Annotated in this window: 15 protein-coding genes and 1 riboswitch; of the genes, 3 read left to right on the top strand and 12 right to left on the bottom strand. The window is 36.5% G+C overall.

The annotated features are described in order from the left end of the window. Positions 1-4 precede the first annotated feature (4 nt). Both KEM10_RS03955 and KEM10_RS03950 read right to left on the bottom strand, forming a co-directional pair. On the bottom strand, positions 5-481 hold the full coding sequence (locus KEM10_RS03955) for a DUF4199 domain-containing protein (protein WP_212213786.1): 477 nt from the start codon (positions 479-481) through the stop codon (positions 5-7). A gap of 63 nt (positions 482-544) precedes the next feature. Further along, complete coding sequence (locus tag KEM10_RS03950; protein ID WP_212213783.1) at positions 545-1,372, bottom strand: class D beta-lactamase; 828 nt, start codon at positions 1,370-1,372, stop codon at positions 545-547. A 227-nt stretch (positions 1,373-1,599) separates the two neighbouring features. Here KEM10_RS03950 and KEM10_RS03945 point away from each other — a divergent pair, with 227 nt between their 5' ends. Beyond that, positions 1,600-1,830, top strand: a complete 231-nt coding sequence (locus KEM10_RS03945; protein WP_212213780.1) for a hypothetical protein — start codon at positions 1,600-1,602, stop codon at positions 1,828-1,830. A 175-nt stretch (positions 1,831-2,005) separates the two neighbouring features. Here KEM10_RS03945 and KEM10_RS03940 read toward each other — a convergent pair whose 3' ends face one another. The 5 genes from KEM10_RS03940 to KEM10_RS03920 form a co-directional block, all read right to left on the bottom strand. Beyond that, a complete protein-coding gene (locus KEM10_RS03940) occupies positions 2,006-4,234 on the bottom strand; it encodes an NADP-dependent isocitrate dehydrogenase (protein ID WP_212213777.1) in 2,229 nt (742 codons plus the stop codon). Positions 4,235-4,435: 201 nt separating this feature from the next. Further along, on the bottom strand, positions 4,436-4,909 hold the full coding sequence (locus KEM10_RS03935) for a hypothetical protein (RefSeq protein ID WP_212213775.1): 474 nt from the start codon (positions 4,907-4,909) through the stop codon (positions 4,436-4,438). 149 nt (positions 4,910-5,058) lie between these two features. Next, a complete protein-coding gene (locus tag KEM10_RS03930; RefSeq protein ID WP_212213773.1) occupies positions 5,059-6,171 on the bottom strand; it encodes a DNA polymerase III subunit gamma/tau in 1,113 nt (370 codons plus the stop codon). A gap of 163 nt (positions 6,172-6,334) precedes the next feature. Further along, complete coding sequence (locus KEM10_RS03925) at positions 6,335-7,978, bottom strand: SulP family inorganic anion transporter (protein WP_212213770.1); 1,644 nt, start codon at positions 7,976-7,978, stop codon at positions 6,335-6,337. 115 nt (positions 7,979-8,093) lie between these two features. Then, complete coding sequence (locus KEM10_RS03920; RefSeq protein WP_212213767.1) at positions 8,094-8,633, bottom strand: hypothetical protein; 540 nt, start codon at positions 8,631-8,633, stop codon at positions 8,094-8,096. A gap of 81 nt (positions 8,634-8,714) precedes the next feature. Between KEM10_RS03920 and KEM10_RS03915 the strand changes: the two genes are divergently transcribed. Then, positions 8,715-9,143 (top strand): META domain-containing protein, encoded by a 429-nt coding sequence (locus tag KEM10_RS03915; protein ID WP_212213764.1) that lies wholly within the window; start codon positions 8,715-8,717, stop codon positions 9,141-9,143. A 61-nt stretch (positions 9,144-9,204) separates the two neighbouring features. On the opposite strand, the gene KEM10_RS03910 is transcribed toward KEM10_RS03915, so the two are convergent. Genes KEM10_RS03910 through KEM10_RS03895 form a run of 4 tightly spaced genes read right to left on the bottom strand, consistent with a single transcriptional unit; the run spans position 9,205 to position 17,768 of the window. Continuing rightward, the gene (locus tag KEM10_RS03910; RefSeq protein ID WP_212213762.1) at positions 9,205-10,842 is read right to left on the bottom strand and encodes a glycoside hydrolase family 28 protein; all 1,638 of its coding nucleotides are present in this window, start codon (positions 10,840-10,842) and stop codon (positions 9,205-9,207) included. A gap of 16 nt (positions 10,843-10,858) precedes the next feature. Beyond that, the gene (locus KEM10_RS03905) at positions 10,859-12,010 is read right to left on the bottom strand and encodes a glycoside hydrolase family 88/105 protein (RefSeq protein ID WP_212213761.1); all 1,152 of its coding nucleotides are present in this window, start codon (positions 12,008-12,010) and stop codon (positions 10,859-10,861) included. Between the two features lie 6 nt (positions 12,011-12,016). Further along, positions 12,017-15,631 carry a DUF4450 domain-containing protein gene (locus KEM10_RS03900; protein ID WP_212213760.1) on the bottom strand — a complete coding sequence of 1,205 codons (3,615 nt, stop codon included), beginning with the start codon at positions 15,629-15,631 and terminating at the stop codon, positions 12,017-12,019. A 19-nt stretch (positions 15,632-15,650) separates the two neighbouring features. Continuing rightward, positions 15,651-17,768 carry a hypothetical protein gene (locus KEM10_RS03895; RefSeq protein ID WP_212213759.1) on the bottom strand — a complete coding sequence of 706 codons (2,118 nt, stop codon included), beginning with the start codon at positions 17,766-17,768 and terminating at the stop codon, positions 15,651-15,653. Between the two features lie 324 nt (positions 17,769-18,092). On the opposite strand from KEM10_RS03895, the gene KEM10_RS03890 reads away from it, so the two are divergent. Next, complete coding sequence (locus KEM10_RS03890; protein WP_212213757.1) at positions 18,093-18,956, top strand: DUF4861 family protein; 864 nt, start codon at positions 18,093-18,095, stop codon at positions 18,954-18,956. A gap of 86 nt (positions 18,957-19,042) precedes the next feature. Here KEM10_RS03890 and KEM10_RS03885 read toward each other — a convergent pair whose 3' ends face one another. Continuing rightward, positions 19,043-20,386 carry a cobyrinate a,c-diamide synthase gene (locus KEM10_RS03885; RefSeq protein WP_212213755.1) on the bottom strand — a complete coding sequence of 448 codons (1,344 nt, stop codon included), beginning with the start codon at positions 20,384-20,386 and terminating at the stop codon, positions 19,043-19,045. Between the two features lie 128 nt (positions 20,387-20,514). Then, positions 20,515-20,729, bottom strand: a riboswitch (cobalamin riboswitch). Between the last annotated feature and the right edge of the window lie 127 nt (positions 20,730-20,856).

The raw sequence follows: 20,856 nt of genomic DNA, 5'->3' as shown, positions 1-20,856 counted from the left end.
CTAACTAATTCTTTCTCACAAAGAAGGCTACCACAGCGGATGTTAAAAAACCCATCATTAAAGCACTCATCACACTTATATAAATATAGCTTGTTAGATTAAAATAGCCTTCTGCTTCAACCTGGGTTGCATTTCCCATTTTTACCGAATAAGCAATAATGTTCTCGAAATAATGAGGTGATAATAATTTATGTGTAAGAATCTGTCCAAAAGGAGTCAACAATGCTACAACTAAAGTAACTATCAAACCACTTACAAAACCTTGTAACCAGGTCATCTTGTTATTGAAATCTTTTTTCCTTTTATCAATTAAGGCTAAAATAAAGATTAGGACGGCTGGTATAGCAAAGAAATTTGTAATGGTTGAATGCATATCAATATTCACATCGTGCAAGCCAATTAACTTTTCAAAAACAGTCCATAACAATGTCATGGCAAAGAAAATAATCCCCCATTTAATTTCGATAGCAAACTTCTTCATTTCTGCATAAATTGATTGTAATTATTTTATAACAAATCTGTATTCAATTAGTTTATTAATCAATTAAATATAGCCTAATATCTTAAGTATTTGTTTTACAACTTCAATTCTCCGGTTATTATTAAACTCTTTAAATTCATCAGCTAACATATTCATTGCAAACACATAGGGTCCCCGCGGAGTCTCAACAAAACCTACATACCAGCCAATAACCTGATCAGGCCAACACTTACCTCCACCCGTTTTGCCATACAATGTATAGTTTTCACCTTTCTCATATAGCATTATGGCCTTTACCTTTTTAATATTCTCTTTTGAAAAACCTGTCAGCTTTTCGTTATAAAGCTTTCTAAGGAATTGAGTTTGCTCAACTGCTGATATACGCATTGATCCGCACAACCAAAATCGATCTAATGCACTAGAAATATCTTTATTTCCATAGTTTAAATCATTAATAGCTGATTGCATTTGGCTTTCGCCAACTCTTCTGGCTATCTCCTGATAGTACCAAACGACAGAATACTTCAAAGCCGATTGCATCGTTTGATCCTGACACCAAAATTTAAATGGAGCTTGCTTATCCATCCAGGCTTCATGAGGATTACGAATACTATCCCATTTTATAACAAAATTGGTATCTATTGCCACACCCGTCTGCAAAGCAATTAACGAGTTTGGCACTTTAAAAGTTGAGCATGGCGAATAACGCTGTAAACATTGCTCCTTATTGAAGTAATAGTGTTCAGAATTATCAAACTTTGAGATAACAAAACAGCCTTTCGATCCTTTAAAGAGTTTGGCTATTTCAATTTCTTTCTGCTGAGCGATAATTGCACTGGCTAAAAAGGTAAAAATGATGACAAAATGGAAGATTTTGGGCTTGAGATACATACTTAAAAGTTATTTAGAACAATTCTTTTATCAATATTAAGGATTTAAAATATTTTTTCAAACAATTGATACATAATAATTAAAGCAATAATTCCTAATCTAAAAATTTGTTATTAATCAAAAAAAATATAAAATGGAACGAAATTTGTTTGTTTTTTTATAACCTATTTAAAATTAGGCAGTATAAAGACAAAACAAATTAATTAAAAACTAAAAAAGGGAAGCTTATGAATTTGTATATAACACCAGTTGCTAAGAAGAGCCAGATTTCCTTTTTACTTGCGCTTGATAACTATCTTTCAACAAGAAAGCAAAATCACACATCGCAATTGCTTAAAAGATTGCATCAATTTATAGCCAAGCACAATCCGGGATTTAAATTTCAGGTTCAGGAAGCATCAAATCAAATTGAATTATATGCCGAAGATGCATTGATAGGATATTATCCAAATAACTAGAAAAAATCTGAAAGGTGGCCATGTGTCACCTTTTTTTAACTCTGCATGAAAGATTAAGCTTTTAAGATTAGCCATTAAAAAAGCTTAACCGAAATAAATAGGACAATTAAAAATGCAAAAGCCGACTTAATTCATATTAAGCCGGCTTTTTAAGTATTTGGTAAATTCTTTTATCCTATAGCTTTGCCAAAATTGAATTAAATGTTTCACTTGGTCTCATAGCCTTAGAAGCTAAGTCAAACACAGGTTGGTAATATCCACCAATATCCATTGACTGCCCCTGAACTGAATTTAATTCTTCAACAATCTTACTCTCGTTAGCTGCTAATTCTTTAGCAATTGACTCAAAGGATTTTTTCAGCTCTTCATCTTTTGTTTGATTAGCTAAAGCTTCAGCCCAATACATAGCCAAATAAAAATGACTACCACGATTATCCAATTCGTTTACTTTACGCGAAGGAGATTTTCTGTTATCTAACACCTTACCTGTTGCCTCATCTAAAGTTTCAGCAAGTATTTGAGATTTAGCATTATCATTTACCTTACTTAAATGTTCTAATGAAACAGCTAAAGCCAAAAATTCACCTAATGAATCCCAGCGTAAGTGATTCTCTTGTTCAAATTGCTGCACATGCTTAGGTGCCGAACCACCTGCACCTGTCTCAAACAATCCACCACCGTTCATTAATGGTACAATCGACAACATCTTTGCACTGGTACCTACCTCTAAAATAGGGAATAAATCAGTAAGATAATCGCGCAATACATTACCTGTTACCGAAATAGTATCTAAACCTTGTTTGATTCTTTCCAATGAAAACTTAGTGGCTTCATACGGTGATTTAATTAAAATCTCTAAGCCATCTGTATTATGATCGGCCAAATAACTTTTAACCTTTTTGATTATTTCAACATCATGAGCTCTGTTTTCGTCTAACCAAAATACAGCAGGAACACCTGTTGCTTTTGCTCTGTTAACAGCCAATTTCACCCAATCCTGAATTGGTAAATCTTTTACCTGACACATACGGAAAATGTCGCCTTCTTCAACAACTTGCTCCATCACAACCGATCCGTTGTTGTCAAATACTTTTACTACACCCGATTCTGCAATCTGGAAAGTTTTATCGTGCGAACCGTATTCTTCTGCCTTTTGAGCCATCAAACCAACATTTGACACACTACCCATTGTTGAGGGATTAAAGGCGCCATTTACCTTACAGAAATCGATCACTTCCTGGTAAACTGAAGCATATGACCTGTCTGGAATTACATAAAGAGTATCTTTCTGATTTCCGTCCGGTCCCCACATCTGACCTGATGTACGAATAGCAGCAGGCATTGAAGCATCAATAATTACATCACTAGGTACATGAAGATTGGTAATTCCTTTATCAGAATTAACCATTGCCATATCAGGACGCTTAGTGTATACTTCTTTAATAGCAACTTCAATTTCGGTACGTTCAACTTCAGGTAAATTCTGAATCTTTGCAAATAAATCACCTAAACCGTTATTAGCTGTAATTCCCAACTGCTCAAACTTATCTCCGTATTTAGCAAAAACATCTTCGAAGAACACTTCCACTACCTGACCAAAAATGATTGGGTCTGAAACCTTCATCATGGTAGCTTTCAAGTGCACTGAAAATAAAACATCCAGCTTTTCAGCTTCTGCAATAGCATCAGAAAGGAAGGATCTTAATGCGTTTTTGCTCATAACAGCAGAATCGATTATCTCATCAGCCAATAACGAAATCTTTTCTTTTAATACAGCTACCGTTCCGTTTGATGAATGCAATTCAACTTTAACATCACATGCACCATCAACAGTTAATGATTTTTCGCTTCCATAAAAATCACCTTCAGTCATACTCATTACCTTTGACTTAGAATCAGCTGACCAGGCACCCATTGAATGTGGATGCTTTTTAGCGTAATTCTTAACCGCTTTTGGAGCACGACGGTCTGAGTTTCCTTCACGCAAAACAGGATTTACCGCACTTCCCTTCACCTTATCATACTGAGCTCTAACAGCTTTTTCTTCGTCTGTTTTAGGCTCTTCGGGATAGTTAGGTAAATTATAACCTTTTGCCTGTAATTCTTTAATGGCAGCCTGCAACTGCGGAATAGATGCACTTATATTTGGTAGTTTTATAATATTAGCTTCCGGAGTCTTTGCCAATTCACCCAATTCAGCTAAGGCATCGCCAATACGCTGATCTTCTTTCAAGTATTCAGGAAAATGAGCAATAATACGGCCAGCTAGCGAAATATCCCTGGTTTCAACTTCTACACCTGATGATTTAGTATACGCTTCAACAATAGGCAACAAAGAATACGTTGCTAAAGCTGGTGCTTCATCAGTTTTTGTGTAGATAATTTTTGATTTTTGTGTTCCCATTTCGATTTTATCTTTTTTTGATGCATGATAAGTTTAACACTTAAGATGTATCTACTGTTTTAGAGTATTTTAATTTATTAATTATTCAATCTTAAATTCAAACAAAACTAAAGCATCTATTCAATAAAACACATGATTTTAAATGAATAAATACATTAAAAAGATCTTTTTTCAGTCTTGAATTATATTTTGTCAATTGAGTTACTCTAAATCCAAACCAAATTCTTGTTTGAATTTTATCAAATCAGGATTTTTTTCCAACATCAGTTTAAACTTATCAGCCACAGTATAAGCTCTTTTTGGCGCATCACTTTCATCAAACGAAATTTCAAATTCCAATTCAAGACGTGCGTTTTTCAATGCGCGCTTTAAATATCCCGACATTGCACTTTTTTCCTTCTGCAATTCGGTCTCTTGAAGCTTATTTTTTAATTTAATAAGCAACTTTCGCTCACCCACTAAATTGGGTTTGTGATTATCAACAATACTATAAAGACGTGGGTTACTGCTTTTAACCGCCATGCAATATTTTCGCCATGCTTCATCAATACCTTCCTGGGTAATTAATTCATTCCACGACATATCAATAGGTTCCTCCTGAGGCTCCTCAACCTTTAAAGAAGAACTTGAAGCAGGGGTTTGTTGAACCTTTTTAGCTAAGTTTTTAAGCGACATAGAACGCAATCCTGTTCCTGCACCCTGAGAACTGGCTGATGTGGGAGAAGCCGGTATCTTAATATTACTTTGAGGTGATTTAGGCGTCGCTTTAGCTTGCGGCTTTGGAGTTGGCTTTGCAGAACCAACTGTAATTATTGGAATATCATCTATGAATTCCTCTTTTTTTTTTCGGTTTCGATACGTGAAAGACGTATCAGAGCAAATTCAAGATGAAGACGTTTATTTTTTGCAGCTTTATATTGCTGTTCGCTTTCGTTAATTACTTTTAAAGCATAGTATAAGAAATCAATATCGCATGAAGCAGCTTGTTTTACATACTTCTCTTTAGCGGAATCTCCTATTTCCATCAACGCAGCTGTTGACTGATCTTTACACATCAGCAAATCACGAAAATGACTATTTAGTCCTGCCATAAAATGCTGAGCATCGAATCCTTTTAAAAGAATATCATTAAAAATCAATAAAGCCTGCTTATAATCTTCGGCCAGAAAAGCATCCACCAACTTAAAGTAATAATCGTAATCTAAAACATTAAGATTCTCTATTACTTGCTGATATGTGATTTCTTTTCCTGAAAAAGCAACAATCTGATCAAATATCGAAAGCGCATCACGCATGGCTCCATCAGCCTTTTGTGCAACAACAGCTAACCCTTCTTCTTCAACTTTTACTCCTTCACTTTCGGCAACATATTTCAAATGACCAACAGCATCAGCAATGGTGATTCGGTTAAAATCAAATATCTGACAACGTGAAAGAATGGTAGGTAGAATCTTATGTTTTTCAGTTGTTGCCAACACAAAAATAGCATGGCGAGGCGGTTCTTCAAGTGTTTTCAGGAAGGCATTAAATGCCGCCTGAGACAACATATGAACCTCATCAATGATATATACCGAATAAGAACCTAACTGAGGCGGAACGCGCACTTTATCAATAAGGCTACGAATATCATCTACCGAGTTATTACTGGCAGCATCCAGCTCATGAATATTGTATGATCGATTTTCGTTAAACGATTTACACGATTCACACTCATTACAAGCCTCAAAATCTTCGCTTACATTGGCACAATTGATTGTTTTGGCAAAAATACGGGCACAAGTTGTTTTACCTACTCCACGCGAACCACAAAAAAGGTACGCATGCGCCAAATGATTGCTTTTTATAGCATTCTTTAGCGTTGTAGTTATATTTCCCTGTCCTACAACCGACTTAAATGTCGCGGGTCTGTATTTTCGTGCCGAAACAATATATTCCATTCTGCTCTTATTCTGCGCCAACAAATATATAATTTCCGATCAGGCCAGCCAATTCAGCCTGAAGGAAGTTATCAACAATAAACAGAAAGTTCTTAAAATCAATCTGTAGATATTCCCTTTACCATTCTTGAGTTAGTCTCAATTTTACGTCAAACCAAGTTTATTAATTACAAGGAACCAATGTGCAGGCTTTTTGCATGGCGTCGTTAAAATTATCTAATATATATTCTTCCGAAACCAGATCAACAAGATCTAACTTTCTTAAATCTTCTTTTACTTCAGCATTAATACCTGAAAGAATCACTTTAACACCTTCTTTCTTTAAAATCTGAATGGTGTCTTTAAGGTTGTGCAATCCCGTATCATCAATAAACGAAACATGACGCATACGGATAATCAGGACTTTACTTTTCAAACCAATTGACTCTAACAATTCAGAATATCTTCTGGCTGAGGCAAAAAATAACGGCCCACTGATTTCATAAATATTCAACTCCTTAGGAAGACTTGAGTAATCATCAATTATATCGTTGTCCACTAAATTATCAATACGCTTTTCGCTAATATCAGACATGCGTTTCATAAATAATATTGCAGAAAGCACCACCCCTACTTCGATTGCCAGCGTTAGATCAAAAAATACAGTGATAAAGAAGGTTGAAAGCAAAATGAGAATATCAAAATAACTTCCTTTTAAAATAGCCACAAACGATCTCCATTCGCTCATATTATAAGAAACAACAATTAGAATACCGGCCAAGCAAGACATAGGTATTAATTTGGCCATTGGCCCAAGAAATAACATTATCAAAAGTAAAGTAACTGCATGTATCATACCGGCCAACGGCGTTCTTCCACCATTCTTAACATTAGTTGCTGTACGAGCAATGGCTCCAGTGGCAGGAATTCCACCAAAGAAAGGTGTAACAATATTGGCTATTCCCTGAGCAATCAACTCGGTATTTGACCGGTGCTTACCTCCGATCATGCCGTCTGAAACCACCGCAGATAACAAAGACTCTATTCCTCCCAACAAAGCAATTGTCAAAGCAGGTGCCAAATAGTTCTGTATTTCCGATAACTGAATAGACGGTAAACTAAAGCTTATTCTGTTAGGAATATTTCCAAAGAATGTTTCGATGGTTGACACATCTATATCAAAGAAATAAACAAGGGGTGTAATTATTACGATTGCCAAAAACGATCCCGGAATACGATTGGTTATCTTTTTAGAAAAGACAGTAATAAGGATGGTTACGATGGTTATAGTGAAAGCTATCCAATTTACATTTGACAGCTCGCTGAAATACAATAACCATTTTTCATGAAAAACGGATGGTACTTTTTCGATAGGTAAACCCAGGGCATCTTTTATTTGAGTAGAAAAAATTACCAATGCAATACCACTGGTAAAACCAACAATTAATGGATGCGGAAAGAATTTTAACAGTGAACCCAACTTCAGCAGTCCAAAAGCTACCAATATAAAACCGGCTAAAATAGTTGAGATAATCAATCCATCAATACCGTACTGCTCAAGTATTCCGTATACAATTACAATAAAGGCACCTGTTGGTCCCCCTATCTGCACTCTGCTTCCTCCCAAAAGTGAGATAATAAAACCAGCTACAACAGCCGTAATTAATCCTTTTTCGGGAGATACACCCGATGCTACTGCAAACGCAATAGCCAATGGCAAGGCAACAATACCTACAACAACTCCAGACAGAATATCTTTAGAAAGATTCTGCTTGACCAAACCCGACTGCAATAGCGTGAAGAATTTGGGTTTAAAGATTTTGATCATTTTGTTTAAGTTAGATTACAAAAGTAGAGCTTAATTGCTCTCGTTGTCATCCAACTTGTATTAAATGATGTTAACACCGCCTTTTAATTCGCTTCTTCACGCCATTTAGTACTATTTATTTTTTGCTACTCCCCACAAAATAATCTTCCTTCTCAGCAAAAAGCACATTAAAAGTAGTTAAGCTACCATAGGCTCTTGTTATATATTGTTGGATATGTACTTTTTCTTCATCATTTAAACTGGATGATGAATTAATATTCTGTTCCAGTACGCGCAATCGATCACGCAACATCACTATCTTTTTAAAGAAGGTTTCCATTGGAATTTCTTTAGCCTGAAGCGATTCATCCGCTGGTTGAAGAATCATTTTTCCACCAATCCACTTATTACCCAATTCAACCTCCGAAGGAAGAGTTCCATACTCATCTAAAACCGAAGCAATGGCTTTACGCAGGTCTCTGGCAGTAACGGTCTCACCTTTTCCTTCTTCCGGACTTTCAATAATAGTTAAGTTATCGCTTGTTTTAGGAATTTCCATTTTACCACCCTGCTCGAAATAAACAACATAAGCACCCAGTGTAATTTTAGCAATGATTCCTTCACCATATCTGGGATGCTCCACTCTTGTTCCTACTTTAATATCTATTGAATCCATAAACTGATTTATTTATCTATACGTTAATTTTGGCATGATTTTTATGCCTAATTTAGCCAAACAATCTAAATTGACAGGATTATGAAGAATTTATTTTTAGCAGTTCTTTCAGTATTTATTATGACAAGCTGTAAAACAATGCAAAAGAATACACAAAGTGCATCGGAACTTTTTACAGAAGATAATCAATGGGAAATGACCTTATTTCAAGGACAAACCATTGAAGAGGCTGGTTTTAATCAAAAAACACCACATATAACCATCAATAAAGCCGAAAGTAAGATAGGTGGTAACAGTGGTTGTAACTCTTTTGGAGGTAATATCACAATAAAAGAAGACGCCATTGAATTCGGACCACTTATGTCTACCAAAATGTATTGCGATGGAGTGCCTGAGGTGGAATTTTTTCAGATTCTAACAGGTGAAGTTGTTTATTCAATCAAAGGAAAAACACTACTCTTTACGAAAGAAGGTAAAACAGTAATGGAATTTCAGCTAAAAGAAAATTAAACCATATAAAAAAGCCATCCTTTTGAGATGGCTTTTTTAATGTTTTACCCTTTAGCTTCGGTTATTCACTAATTAATACCTTATCCTTAAAACTATTAGTCAGATCCTTATAGTTATTAAAGGCTCCAAGCACTTCCAAGCCATATTCCAGATAGTTTGCAAATCTTACATCCGTAAATTCAATATCTGACACATTCTCAATTTGAACAGCTGCTCCTGATTGAGGATAAATAGCTACATTATTTAAAGTAATATTCTCAGCTTCACAAAACTGTGCTCCAATTTTAGCCGACATTACGGCATTTTCGATATGAATTCCACTGATCTTCAATTCGGGCAAGCCATTAAAATACATGGCTCTGCGAGAATCTTTAGATACAATATTATTAAAGTACAAATTTCTAAAGCAAGGCGTCTCTTCAGTCACCTTCGGAATATTCGTTTTTGCAATCATTTTTCCTCCTTTACTCAACTCTTCGGAAGCCGAACGCCCGCCATAGTATAAATTAAAGGACAATGCATCTGTTACAATGTCCTGCATGGTAATATCTGAGACATAAATATTCTCAACTACTCCACCACGGCCTCGCCGGCTTTTAAAGCGTAAACCCACATCGGTTCCCAGAAAAGAACAATTACTTACTTTTATATTTTTAACACCGCCCGACATCTCGCTTCCGACAACAAATCCACCGTGACCTTTATAAACAACGCAATTCTCAACAATTACATTTTCCGTTGGACGACCACGACGGCGACCATCTTCATCCTTACCTGATTTAATGCAGATTCCGTCATCACCCACATCAAACTGACTATTTACAATTATTACATTTTTACATGATTCTAAATCCAATCCATCACCATTTTGGGCATAAGAAGGGTTACGCACTGTAATATTATCAATGATTACATTTGTACACATCAGAGGATGAATATTCCAACTTGGCGAATTTGAAAAACAGGCATCTTGCAAAAGCACATTCTCACATTCTATTAAGCTCACCATCACAGGGCGCAGAAAATCTCTTATCTCCATCCATTCTGCTTCTGTGTGTAAATTCTGTGGTACATTCATATTACTTAACGCATCACCTTTTAGCGCACCTACGCTTGGAAACCAATAATCATCGCGCTTAAAAGCACCGCCTTTGGAAGTAATCTGTTTCCAATGCTTTGCTGTAACCTTTTGCTTTTTCACGGGGCGCCAGGCATCGCCAGAACCATCAATACTTCCGGGACCTGTTATGGCAATATTTTTCAAATTTCGTCCCGATAGAGGCGACTGACATCGACGAGTATCCAGACCTTCAAAACTGGTTTCAACAATAGGATAATCATCAAAATCGCGACTAAAAACAATTAGTGCACCTTTTTGGAGATGAAGGTTCATATTGCTTACCATTTCAATCGGTCCTGTCAGCCATATGCCTTGAGGAACAACCAAAGTTCCACCACCGTTTTCGTTAAGCGCTTCAATTGCTTTTTTAAATGCCACTGTATTTTTGAATTCGCCATCTCCTTTTGCACCATAATCTGAAAGGTTAAATTCCCGTTCAGGAATCTGAGGCTTTTTCACCTCCTGCATTTCAAAAGGCAAGTTCTCATACAGATATTTATAACCATTCTCTTCCTCTTGCTTATTAATTGAACAACCTACGAGTAGCAGGCAAAAAACTAGCGTTCCTAAAAATTTCATGACTGATTTTTTTCTGTTATTTCCCCAATTCTAAACAGCCCATAATAAATGGTCCGGTTGCTTTACTGTCGTTTTCTCTTATTCTTTCGTTGATGTAATATTCATAACTGCCATCACGGTATGGTTTTCCACCCAAGCCTGCTACTGCACAACATTGAGTTAAAGTTAAAGTACCATCTTCATTTTCAACAATCAGATTTTTCATTAATCCTTCATAAGCTCTAAGAGCAATTTTTCGATACTTTTTATTAACGTATTTTTTGTTTACCGCTTTAGCTATACTGTACATAAACATTGATGATACTGACGCTTCCAGATAGTTACTTTCTCTACCTCCCTGATCTATCACTTGATACCACAAACCGGTATCATCCTGATATTCTGGCAAGGTTTCAACCAGGCCTTTAACCATATTAATTAGTTCAGTTCTTTGCGGATGATCTTCCGGAACGAAATCCAATACATCAACCAAAGCCATAAACCACCAGCCTATGCTACGGCCCCAAAAATTAGGCGATTGACCTGTTACTTTATCTGCCCATTGCTGATTTTTGCTTTCATCCCAGCCATGATAATACAAGCCTGTTTTTTCATCATATGTATGCCTGGCACAAACTATAAACTGATTAATGGCGTCATCCATTAATTCTGGTTTATCAAAAGTTACCGCATACTGGGCCATAAAAGGAGCTCCCATATACAAACCATCTAACCAAAGCTGATGCTGATAAATAAGCTTGTGCCAAAACGCTCCTTCTGTGGTTCGTGGATGCATACTGAGTTGTTTAATCAATCGATCCATGGCCAGTTTATATTTCTTATTACCCGTCTGCTTATAAACATCAAAAAGCACCTTGCCTGAATTGATATAATCAATATTGTATGTTTCAACTTTGTACTTATGTATTTCTCCCTGGTCGTTAATTAATGTATCGGCCCAGTCAACCACATAGTCAAGATACATAGTATCATTCGTCTGCTTCCACATTTTTAGCATAGCCAAACAACCCAAACCTTGTGAATAACCAAAGTACAACCGTTTACCATGATCGAGTTGCCAGGCTTCAGGAAATCGCTGCATCTCCGATTCAGCAAAACGAATTGCTGTTTTCTGTGCTAAGGTGGATATCGTAATTATCAATAAAAAGAAAAGACTTATGTATTTCATGTTCATTTATTTCATAAGAGTTAAACTCATCAAACCTATTACCACATCGTTGGCAAGAGTTTCCAGCGTTATATTCTTTAATTTTTTGTTTGAATCCAGTGGAAGATCTACAAATATCCCTGCACCTCCATCAATTGTTCTTCCGTATACTTCTGTGGGGTTTATATTGAGAGCTGTATCTAAGTCGCGACTGATGATCCCGCTTTTTAATGCAATTCGGTAAGGTGCAGGACGATCTAACTTGAAAGCATAATCATCCACAAATAAATCCTGCTCAATAGGCAACCAATTATCAGGATTCACCAACTTTAATTCTTCATAAGTGCCATCAAAATAATTTATTCTAATTAAGCCATTTGGAATATGACATTGCATGTGATTGGTACTTCCGCCCATCATTAAATAAGCATGCGAAGCTGAACCTTGCAAAGGAACAACAACACTATCCGGGTAATTATCCCAAAGTGTGGTGTAGATGATATTCTTATCATCCTTAGTACCAACCGTTGAAAAAGGAACATTAAACGGAGTTTGGAGCTGGTCTTTCTTAGCCAATGCTCTTAATCCACTATCATCAATATTAGCTGTTAATGTTGGATGACACCATTCACCAATTCCCTGTGTAGGTATTTGTAAGGTGGTATAAGGCGACCTAGGAGATAAATATTGATTGTCGAAAATATCGGTTATCGATGCATTATAAAACTCTTTCAGGTTTATGGTTTTATACTTGGCATCTGTATTTCTGATATTCCAATTGACAATCTTATCCTTATAAATACAATTATCATCTTTATATATCTGAACTAGATTAGACCCAAACACGGCAGCATAATGCGGAAATTCAATTTTATTTGATTCTTCTCCTGCTCTAAGAGTTAGTGAAAATTGATGCTTTCCATTATTTATAGTCACCTCTCCTCTAAAATCAGTATTTCGGTTATTTTTTATTGTAAAAACAATAGTATCAGATTCAGAATCAGAAGAAATTGTAAAGGGTTCCTGCATTTCTATTTCAATGGGTTCCCACCAATACATTTGTCCTTGCTGCATTTTGACAAAGGCTGTTCTATTCCCCAATTCACCATTTAGTACAGCCTGAATTGCATCATCAGTAATATTCAAATCAGATAACACATTTTGAGGGTCATACACTTCCTCAACCTTATTTTCTGATGTAAGAGTCCAGGCATCCCCTTTTACACCTATCCCTGAATATCGTGACTTTTTAAATTCATCTCCACTCCATTTCACCTGAATCACAACACTATCCAATAGACCAGTATTTATTTTAATCAAAGGATTACCAATATTTTCCTCAATAGTCCACGAAGCTATCTCATCATTAGCCCTAACTTCACTAATTTGATCCCGAAAGGCAGGTATTTTCAAATCCAGCTTAATAGTTTTATCCCATTTATTTTTTATGATGTAAGTAGATACATTATTTACTCTTTGATAGCTAAAAGCAATATCTGAAGTTTCAATATTGGCACTCTCCCAATCCGATGGAAAACCCGGACGAAGCTCCAGACGATTATTGAGTAAATCGGGATTTATCCCAAACAGACCTTGAACCAATGCTCTTGAATACATCCCTACCGGATCACCAAAATCGCGATAACATTCGCCTCTTGCCTTATCGTAATAACTTATCTGACCAATATTTCCAGGACTTGCACCCATGTACATTCCATCCAATACCGCACTTTTAAATAACGTAAAGGCTTTATCGTATCGACCTGTTTGCCAGTAAGCCAATGCTGTATGTGCCACTTCGGCAAATGCCACATTATTTATCGACCAGGAATATGGGAACCAATGCGTGGTAGAAATTGTCTCGTACTTAATTCCATCGTTTAAACCATCGGCTTTCAACGGAATATGCGGAATTTCTGTATCAATATAACGGGTTGCCTGGTAAGCCTGAAAAATATCATGAACCTCCGAATCAATAGCATGATAAACCGTCCAAATGGCTGGATCAGGATGTATATTCTGATGGCCCATCAAATCGATGAATTCAGACCATCTGCCTTTATCAGAAAGCCATAGCCTATCGTTTATGGCATTTAGTATTTTATTTACCTCCTGCTGGTAAGGAAGTGGATCTTCTCCTATCTTTTCAGCAATTATGGCTACCATTTTATTGGCTCTGTAATTATAAGCAGAAGCATGCGTTACCGCACCACTGTTATAATACAAAGCATCGCTGGCCCAAATGCTTGCATAGGCATCATACAAACCATCATTGTTAGGATCGTAATTTCTCTTTTCCCACTCTAGGTGCCTTTTAACAAGCGGCCATATCTCTTTGGCATAATCCCAATCGCCTGTCCACTTTAAATGCCACAACAACTCATCAACATAACATTGATTCATATCGTAGTGATGCATTTTGCCTGTTTGATTCGGATTACGACAAATATATCCATTGCTATACATCTGAGTTCCCCATATTTTTGCAGCACGGGCAAAATTCCTTGCTGTATCCTGTGCCGGATGAGGAATTGTAGGTTGCACATTGGTTACTTGTGAATTAGCATAATTATTAAAATGCTCACGTGCCTTATCGTGCCACCCCACACAATCACCTACATAACCAGCTCTCCATCCATTTAAGGGCATCCGCCAGCCAATGGCTCCATGCATCCAACAATCGTCCCAAATGGCATCTGCGGCAGTACTTACCAATGCCCCTAAAGGATTCATGTACTCATCAGGTATGGATATCTTTATGGTATTTGCGATACTTTTTCGATAAGCATCAGCTTGAGCATAAGTATCTTTCAAATCTATATCATTAAGATCTGTTTCATCTTTTCGTTTAATAAGAACAAACTCCTCTTTATTTTTAGCAATTGAAAACCTGGCTGTTAATATCGGTTTATTATCTATTGGCTTTGAGTTCCATACTTTAATAGGGGTTTCTGTATGATTAGGAGAGCTTAATTTAAGATGAGAATCAGACGAAAAACATCCTTCTATAATTCGCGGATGCTTTGTTTTTTGTCCATAATTCAGAATAAATTGATTGTTACTAATCTCATATTCGTTGTTCAAACATTTATCCGGCTGCAATTCAAAGCAATCGGTTTTATCCACGCCCAGATCGCCATTGCGTGAAAAACGACGATTGGTAGCACCTCCAAACATGATCAGCAGCTCTGTTTCTTTCGGAACGTTTTCGGTTTCAATCTTCATGATCATACCATCCATCTCAGCCATTGCTAAAACGGATATTATAATTAATCCATTGACCAAAAAATCATCCTGTATCTCGTAAACTCTGCAACCCGGATAATAAGTACTTTTAATCTTTGAAGCATCATTCAACCATAAGCTTTTATCTCGTTGAATTAATCCTATTTGAAGATTACCGCCTTCGTTGGGCATAAAAAAGCCAAACTCAGGCATATCACTTGTTTCTATCCTAAAAGCGGAATGACCTCCGTAAAGGGCTTTGTTAAAACGCTTATCGCCATTTACTATTTCAAAACCGCCATTGGCATTAGGCGAATAACGCAGCTCACGGTCGTAATTGACTTTAGCACCCGTTTTAAACTGGGCATAGGCGCTTAAATAGATTAGTGAAAGTATGATCGCAAAAGTGATTCGCATTTCATTTAGTCTTTAACATTTAAGGCATCTTTGCCAGATCTTCCCAAACTACGTTCCAAGAGCCATCTTTCGGAAATCCGGGAGTATCAACCGTATTATTATCCCAACCTGCACACATCATGGCAACCGCGGTAAGCAAACCTCCATTTCCGGGTAAATAAACACGTAAACGCTCATCCTGATAATTATGACCATTAACCAGGTAGGTGTTGGTTCTTTTGTCCATTAACAATGCATCAACGGCTTTTTGGGCTTCTCCTAAACGAGCTGCAGACATGGCTGTCATTGGATAATCCCATCCCCAGGTATGATCCCAATTCCAATTGGCTAAAATCCAATTCAGGGTATTTTTCATCAATTCCTGTTCAATTAGGTCATTATCAGGCAACATTCCCAAAGCACCTAACACTGCCGGGTGATCAGAAGTAAACCTGATATCTTTATAGGTATCCACAGCATCTTCAGAGGCAAGATACAAGCCACCTAATGCTGTTAAAGGCGATAATTCTTCAATCATTTTATCCCATTGAGGGTTACGACCTTCACCAGTTCTTTCCAGCCATTGCTGGGCTATTGACATACCCAAATGCCAATAAGCCAATTCGAAGGGAGGATTAACCGTTTCGCGAGCGCGAAGAGTTTCCTGAGCAGGAATTATTCCTTTTAGAATATACCTGCTGTTAATGCTATCATAATCGGCAAAAGAATACATAAACTCAGCCGTAGCTTTTACCAAATCTTTATATTTAGCAAGTACTTCGTCAGAAGGGTTGTTTCGATACACTAACTCAGCAAAATAAATAAAATGAGGTTGCTGCCAAATTAAAAACGACCCGACCTTTGATGGTGCCTCAATAGATGACGGATCGGTCATTTTCATCCACCTTACTCCATCAAAACCTTGTCGTTCAGCTATTGATTTAGCATTATCATACGCCTGATTGTACCAATCCAGACTACGTTCAAGCAAATCAGTACGATTCCAAAGGGCAAAATGAACAGCATGCCACCAGTGCATTTCAAGGTGAAACTTACCAAACCAGCTATTATATGTCAGCCCGGTTTCCTGCGGTGGTAAATTACCCGCACACTGAATAGCCATTAAATACTGCGACAACACTACCCTTCTTTCTAATTCAAAAGCACGCTCATCGGTGCATCTAGAAAAATCTACGGCTCCACCATTCATCCAAAACGATTGCCAATAGTCTGATGACAATTCAAATATATTCTCACCATTGCTTGTATTGTTTTCGGGGAGATCATTTAGAAATTCACATGAAAAGGTCAATTCCTCTTGCTTAGATTCTAAAACATAGTAATGAGCACCTTTTTCAAGCACCTGAGCCTCACCTTTCCAATTGATATTTAAATAATACACTGTATTATCCAGTTTGCGCTGCAAAACACAAAACCCATCTCCTTTTGCAACTATAGATGTTTCGTGTTTATCCGTTTGCTTCCAATCAGTTGCATAATCAGCGTGTTTGCCTGTAGGGTAAGGGAATTTAAAACTGATTTTAAGTTGATTCTGCGCCAAAAGATCAGATACCACACGTGCTTCAATTTTATCTTCTTGGGGATCACACGCTGTTGAAACACTTACCTTCTGCCCCTTTAAATTAAAAACACTATTAATGATGCCCTTCCACAAATCAAGTTGCTGGTTAACATCAGTAATATCTTTTTGAAGCATTGTAGAATCAATATCAAAACCAATATACCCTAGATGCAATCTGTGTGGATTTGCTCTATACCAATTGGCAGCCCTTTTAGGTCTTCCGTCCTCGTTAAACTGAGCCGCGTATAATTCATCTTTACCTCTGAAATTATAGACTTTAAAAGTCTCTTCAATTTTGTATTCTTCAGGATTTGGAAAACTGTGCCACCCCCATTGTGATTGTGTTCCCAGAGGCACTCCATTTTTATAATATTCGGGAAATGTTTGCAATCCAGTAGCATCAACGGTGAAAGCAAAATTGCCGTTACCCACCGATAATGATGCCAGCGAGTCGAATTGACGAATGGATGGATTATGGCGCGCGACCAAGCTATAGCGATCTATTGATTCATTACTTTTATTGCAGGCAAAACAAAAACTGATACAAAGTAAAAATAGAAAAATGTGATATTTCATAAAATTGGATTTGATTCTGATGCTTCAAACAAAATTATGCGACATACCACTTTTTTACCTATACGATTGTCCAAAACACTTTAAAATTGTACATCCCTTTATATTAATGAAGGAAACCATTATTAATATGGTACATTGGTAAGTTCCTAAATTGTAGTTTACACCATATAATTTGAAGACAATATTTCCATCAATGAAACCAGAATTACAGTGAGATCACCATTTTTTATATCACTTTTGTTTTACTGTTGAAGTTAATTAATTATGTACCTTAGAGCGTATCAAATAAATAAAGAATCTTATCAGAATTTTAATTCTAATTTTATGAAATCTATACTTTTTTCCACTGTATTTTTATCATTCATATGCTTTTCGGCAATGGGTCAAAATCAAACCGATGCCAGCTTATTTATGCGAAGTGATTCTCTTCAAACGAATATGATTCAGGATGAATCAGGTGATATCTACCGTGCCATCGGTCATCATGGACCGGCTGTTGAAAATGAATGGTTGGCACTTCGCCTTTATTTTAATAACAGAGCTACCTCAATAGACGCTTACAACAAGCAAAAGAAAGGTTTGGAGCTTAAAAAAGCACTTTGGTATCCAACCGAAAAAGAACAGAAAAAAGGATTAGGAGCCGATTATTATAAGGTTGGATCAACAGTAGGCTTAGGAGGCGTTCGTCTTTGGGACGGCGAAAAAGAAGTGATGCTGGCTCCGGTTTCTAATCGCATTGTTCAGGTGAAAAAAGAAGGGAATTTTTCGCAAATGGAAATGATTTCGAAAGATGTTCCATATAAAGGCAAAAAAATTGATGTAATGGTAAGAGTGACTGCATACAGCGGATTAAGAGAAATGAGAGTGGAAGCTTTTGCTTTTTCCGAAGAGGATGTTCAATTTGTAACCGGCATCAATTATTTTGATAGTCAGAAAGTACTAAAAGAAGAGGATCGTATTATTACCTGGGGATTACATCCTGAAGATGTGGCTGCAGAATCGGTTCAAGTTGGAGCGGCTATTGTTATTAATCATGATGATTTTGAAAAAACAGTGGACGACGGCAAACAGCATTTATTTGTTTCAAAGCCGTGTAAATACATCAGCAGCTGGGTAACGTCAACCATTGAAAAAGATAAAAAACTAGGTACTTTAGAAAAGTTTAAAGCTTACGTTTCTGAGCTTTAATCAATATAAAACCAAAGCCTCAAATACTTCAACATGTATGTGTAAGCATTTGGGGCTTTAACCTTCCATCCGATTAACATTTTCAATCAATTATTGCTCTTCCATAAATCAATAATTTTCTCGAAGAATTTTGGATTTGAATAAAAATGAATATGAGCATATCCAGCCAGGCAGTTCTTATATTTCAAACCACACTTCCATTCTAAGTCTCGATCAGGCTTTTTTAATTGATAGTTTAACTCATAATTATTCGAACTTTCGTCTTCGATTATTTTTGAATGATGAAACTCATGACATGGAGTGATCTCTCCTGAATAAGATAACTCTGCATATCCAAAACGCTGCAGTTTTTTTGTCATCTGAACAGAAGAATTAAATACCCCAACCATGGGAAATATAACATCATCAACACCCATTATTTTATCGGTCAGATACATCAACCCTCCACATTCGGCATAGGCTGGCATTCCCTTATCAATCTTCACTTTAATATCTTCCAGTAACACTTTATTTTCAGAAAGCTCCTTTGCAAATACCTCAGGATATCCGCCTCCAATATAAAGGCAATTACATTCATCAGGTATACTTTCATCTTTTAATGGGCTAAAATAATGAAGCTTTGCTCCCAACTCTTTCAAAAGCTCTATATTATCCTGATAATAAAAACGAAATGCTTTATCACTGGCCACACCAATAACCAATCCGTCAAGATTAATAACAGGGAATTTATATGTTGAAGGCGCACCATCTTCAATCTTTGATATTTCCATTAAACCATCCACATCAATGGTTTCTTTTAAGGTGTTGGTTAGTTTTTCAATTTTATCAGAAAGGTGATCTACTTCTTCGGCCTGCACCAATCCTAAATGACGACTTTCCAATTCAAAATCTTTATTTGCCGGAAGATATCCAACACATTTAACATTGCACTCCCGCTCCACAATCTCTTTAAGAAACTGATAGTAATCCTTGCCGGAACAATGATTAAATATTACTCCTTTAACTCGTGCATTGGGTTGCAGAGTTGTAAACCCCTTGACAATGGCTGCCACCGACTGGTATAATCCTTTACAGTTTATAACCAACACAACCGGTAAGTTAAGAATTACACTTAGTTGGTGGGTACTACCAATTGCATTAACGCCCATACCATCGTACATCCCCATCACTCCTTCAACAATAGCTACATCCTTCTCAAAGCAATGTTTTTGAAATAAATAGTTAATGGCAGACTCAGAAAGTAAATAGCTATCGAGATTATACGATGATGTACCCAATACATTACTATGAAAAATTGGGTCGATATAATCAGGTCCTGTTTTAAAAGGTGCAATACCTTTACCCAAGCTTTTCATCAGGGCCATTAAACCAATTGAAATTGTTGTTTTTCCACAACCACTATTTGTACCAGCTATTACAAATCCATACATACCTTAAGCCTGTTATAAAAATCATTTGAATTTTAATACAATACTAATGAGATCAATACAAAAGCTAGCAACCATTGTATATTTTAAGAAAAAATGATGTGCTATTATTATCATTTTGCTCGTATCCCGAAAGCATAAATGTTATTGGCAGGTCTTCTGGCTCGTCCAATTATTGTTACCTTCCCATCTGTTATATCCAGACAGTGGCATGAGTATTACAATAATAATTTTATGGACTTACAGCTGCGGGTACAGCTCCGGAATTTTCTATACAGAATCACCGGATTCCCATTTTAAGATTTTTCCTGATAAGGAAAACTTCACCATAACATTGCAAAAATAGTAAAATATCTTTCTGATGATTGAATTCAACTATATCCTGCACTAATGAACTCTACTTTTCAAAACAAATAAAAAAGGGATATAAGCTAGAAAGCAAATATCCCCATATAAAGCTTAAACTAACTTCT

This window comes from Carboxylicivirga linearis (genome assembly GCF_018271995.1).
In the GTDB taxonomy this organism is placed as follows: domain Bacteria; phylum Bacteroidota; class Bacteroidia; order Bacteroidales; family Marinilabiliaceae; genus Carboxylicivirga; species Carboxylicivirga linearis.
The sequence above is the reverse complement of the archived record's forward strand: the minus strand, read 5'-3'. Positions and strand labels throughout refer to the sequence as shown.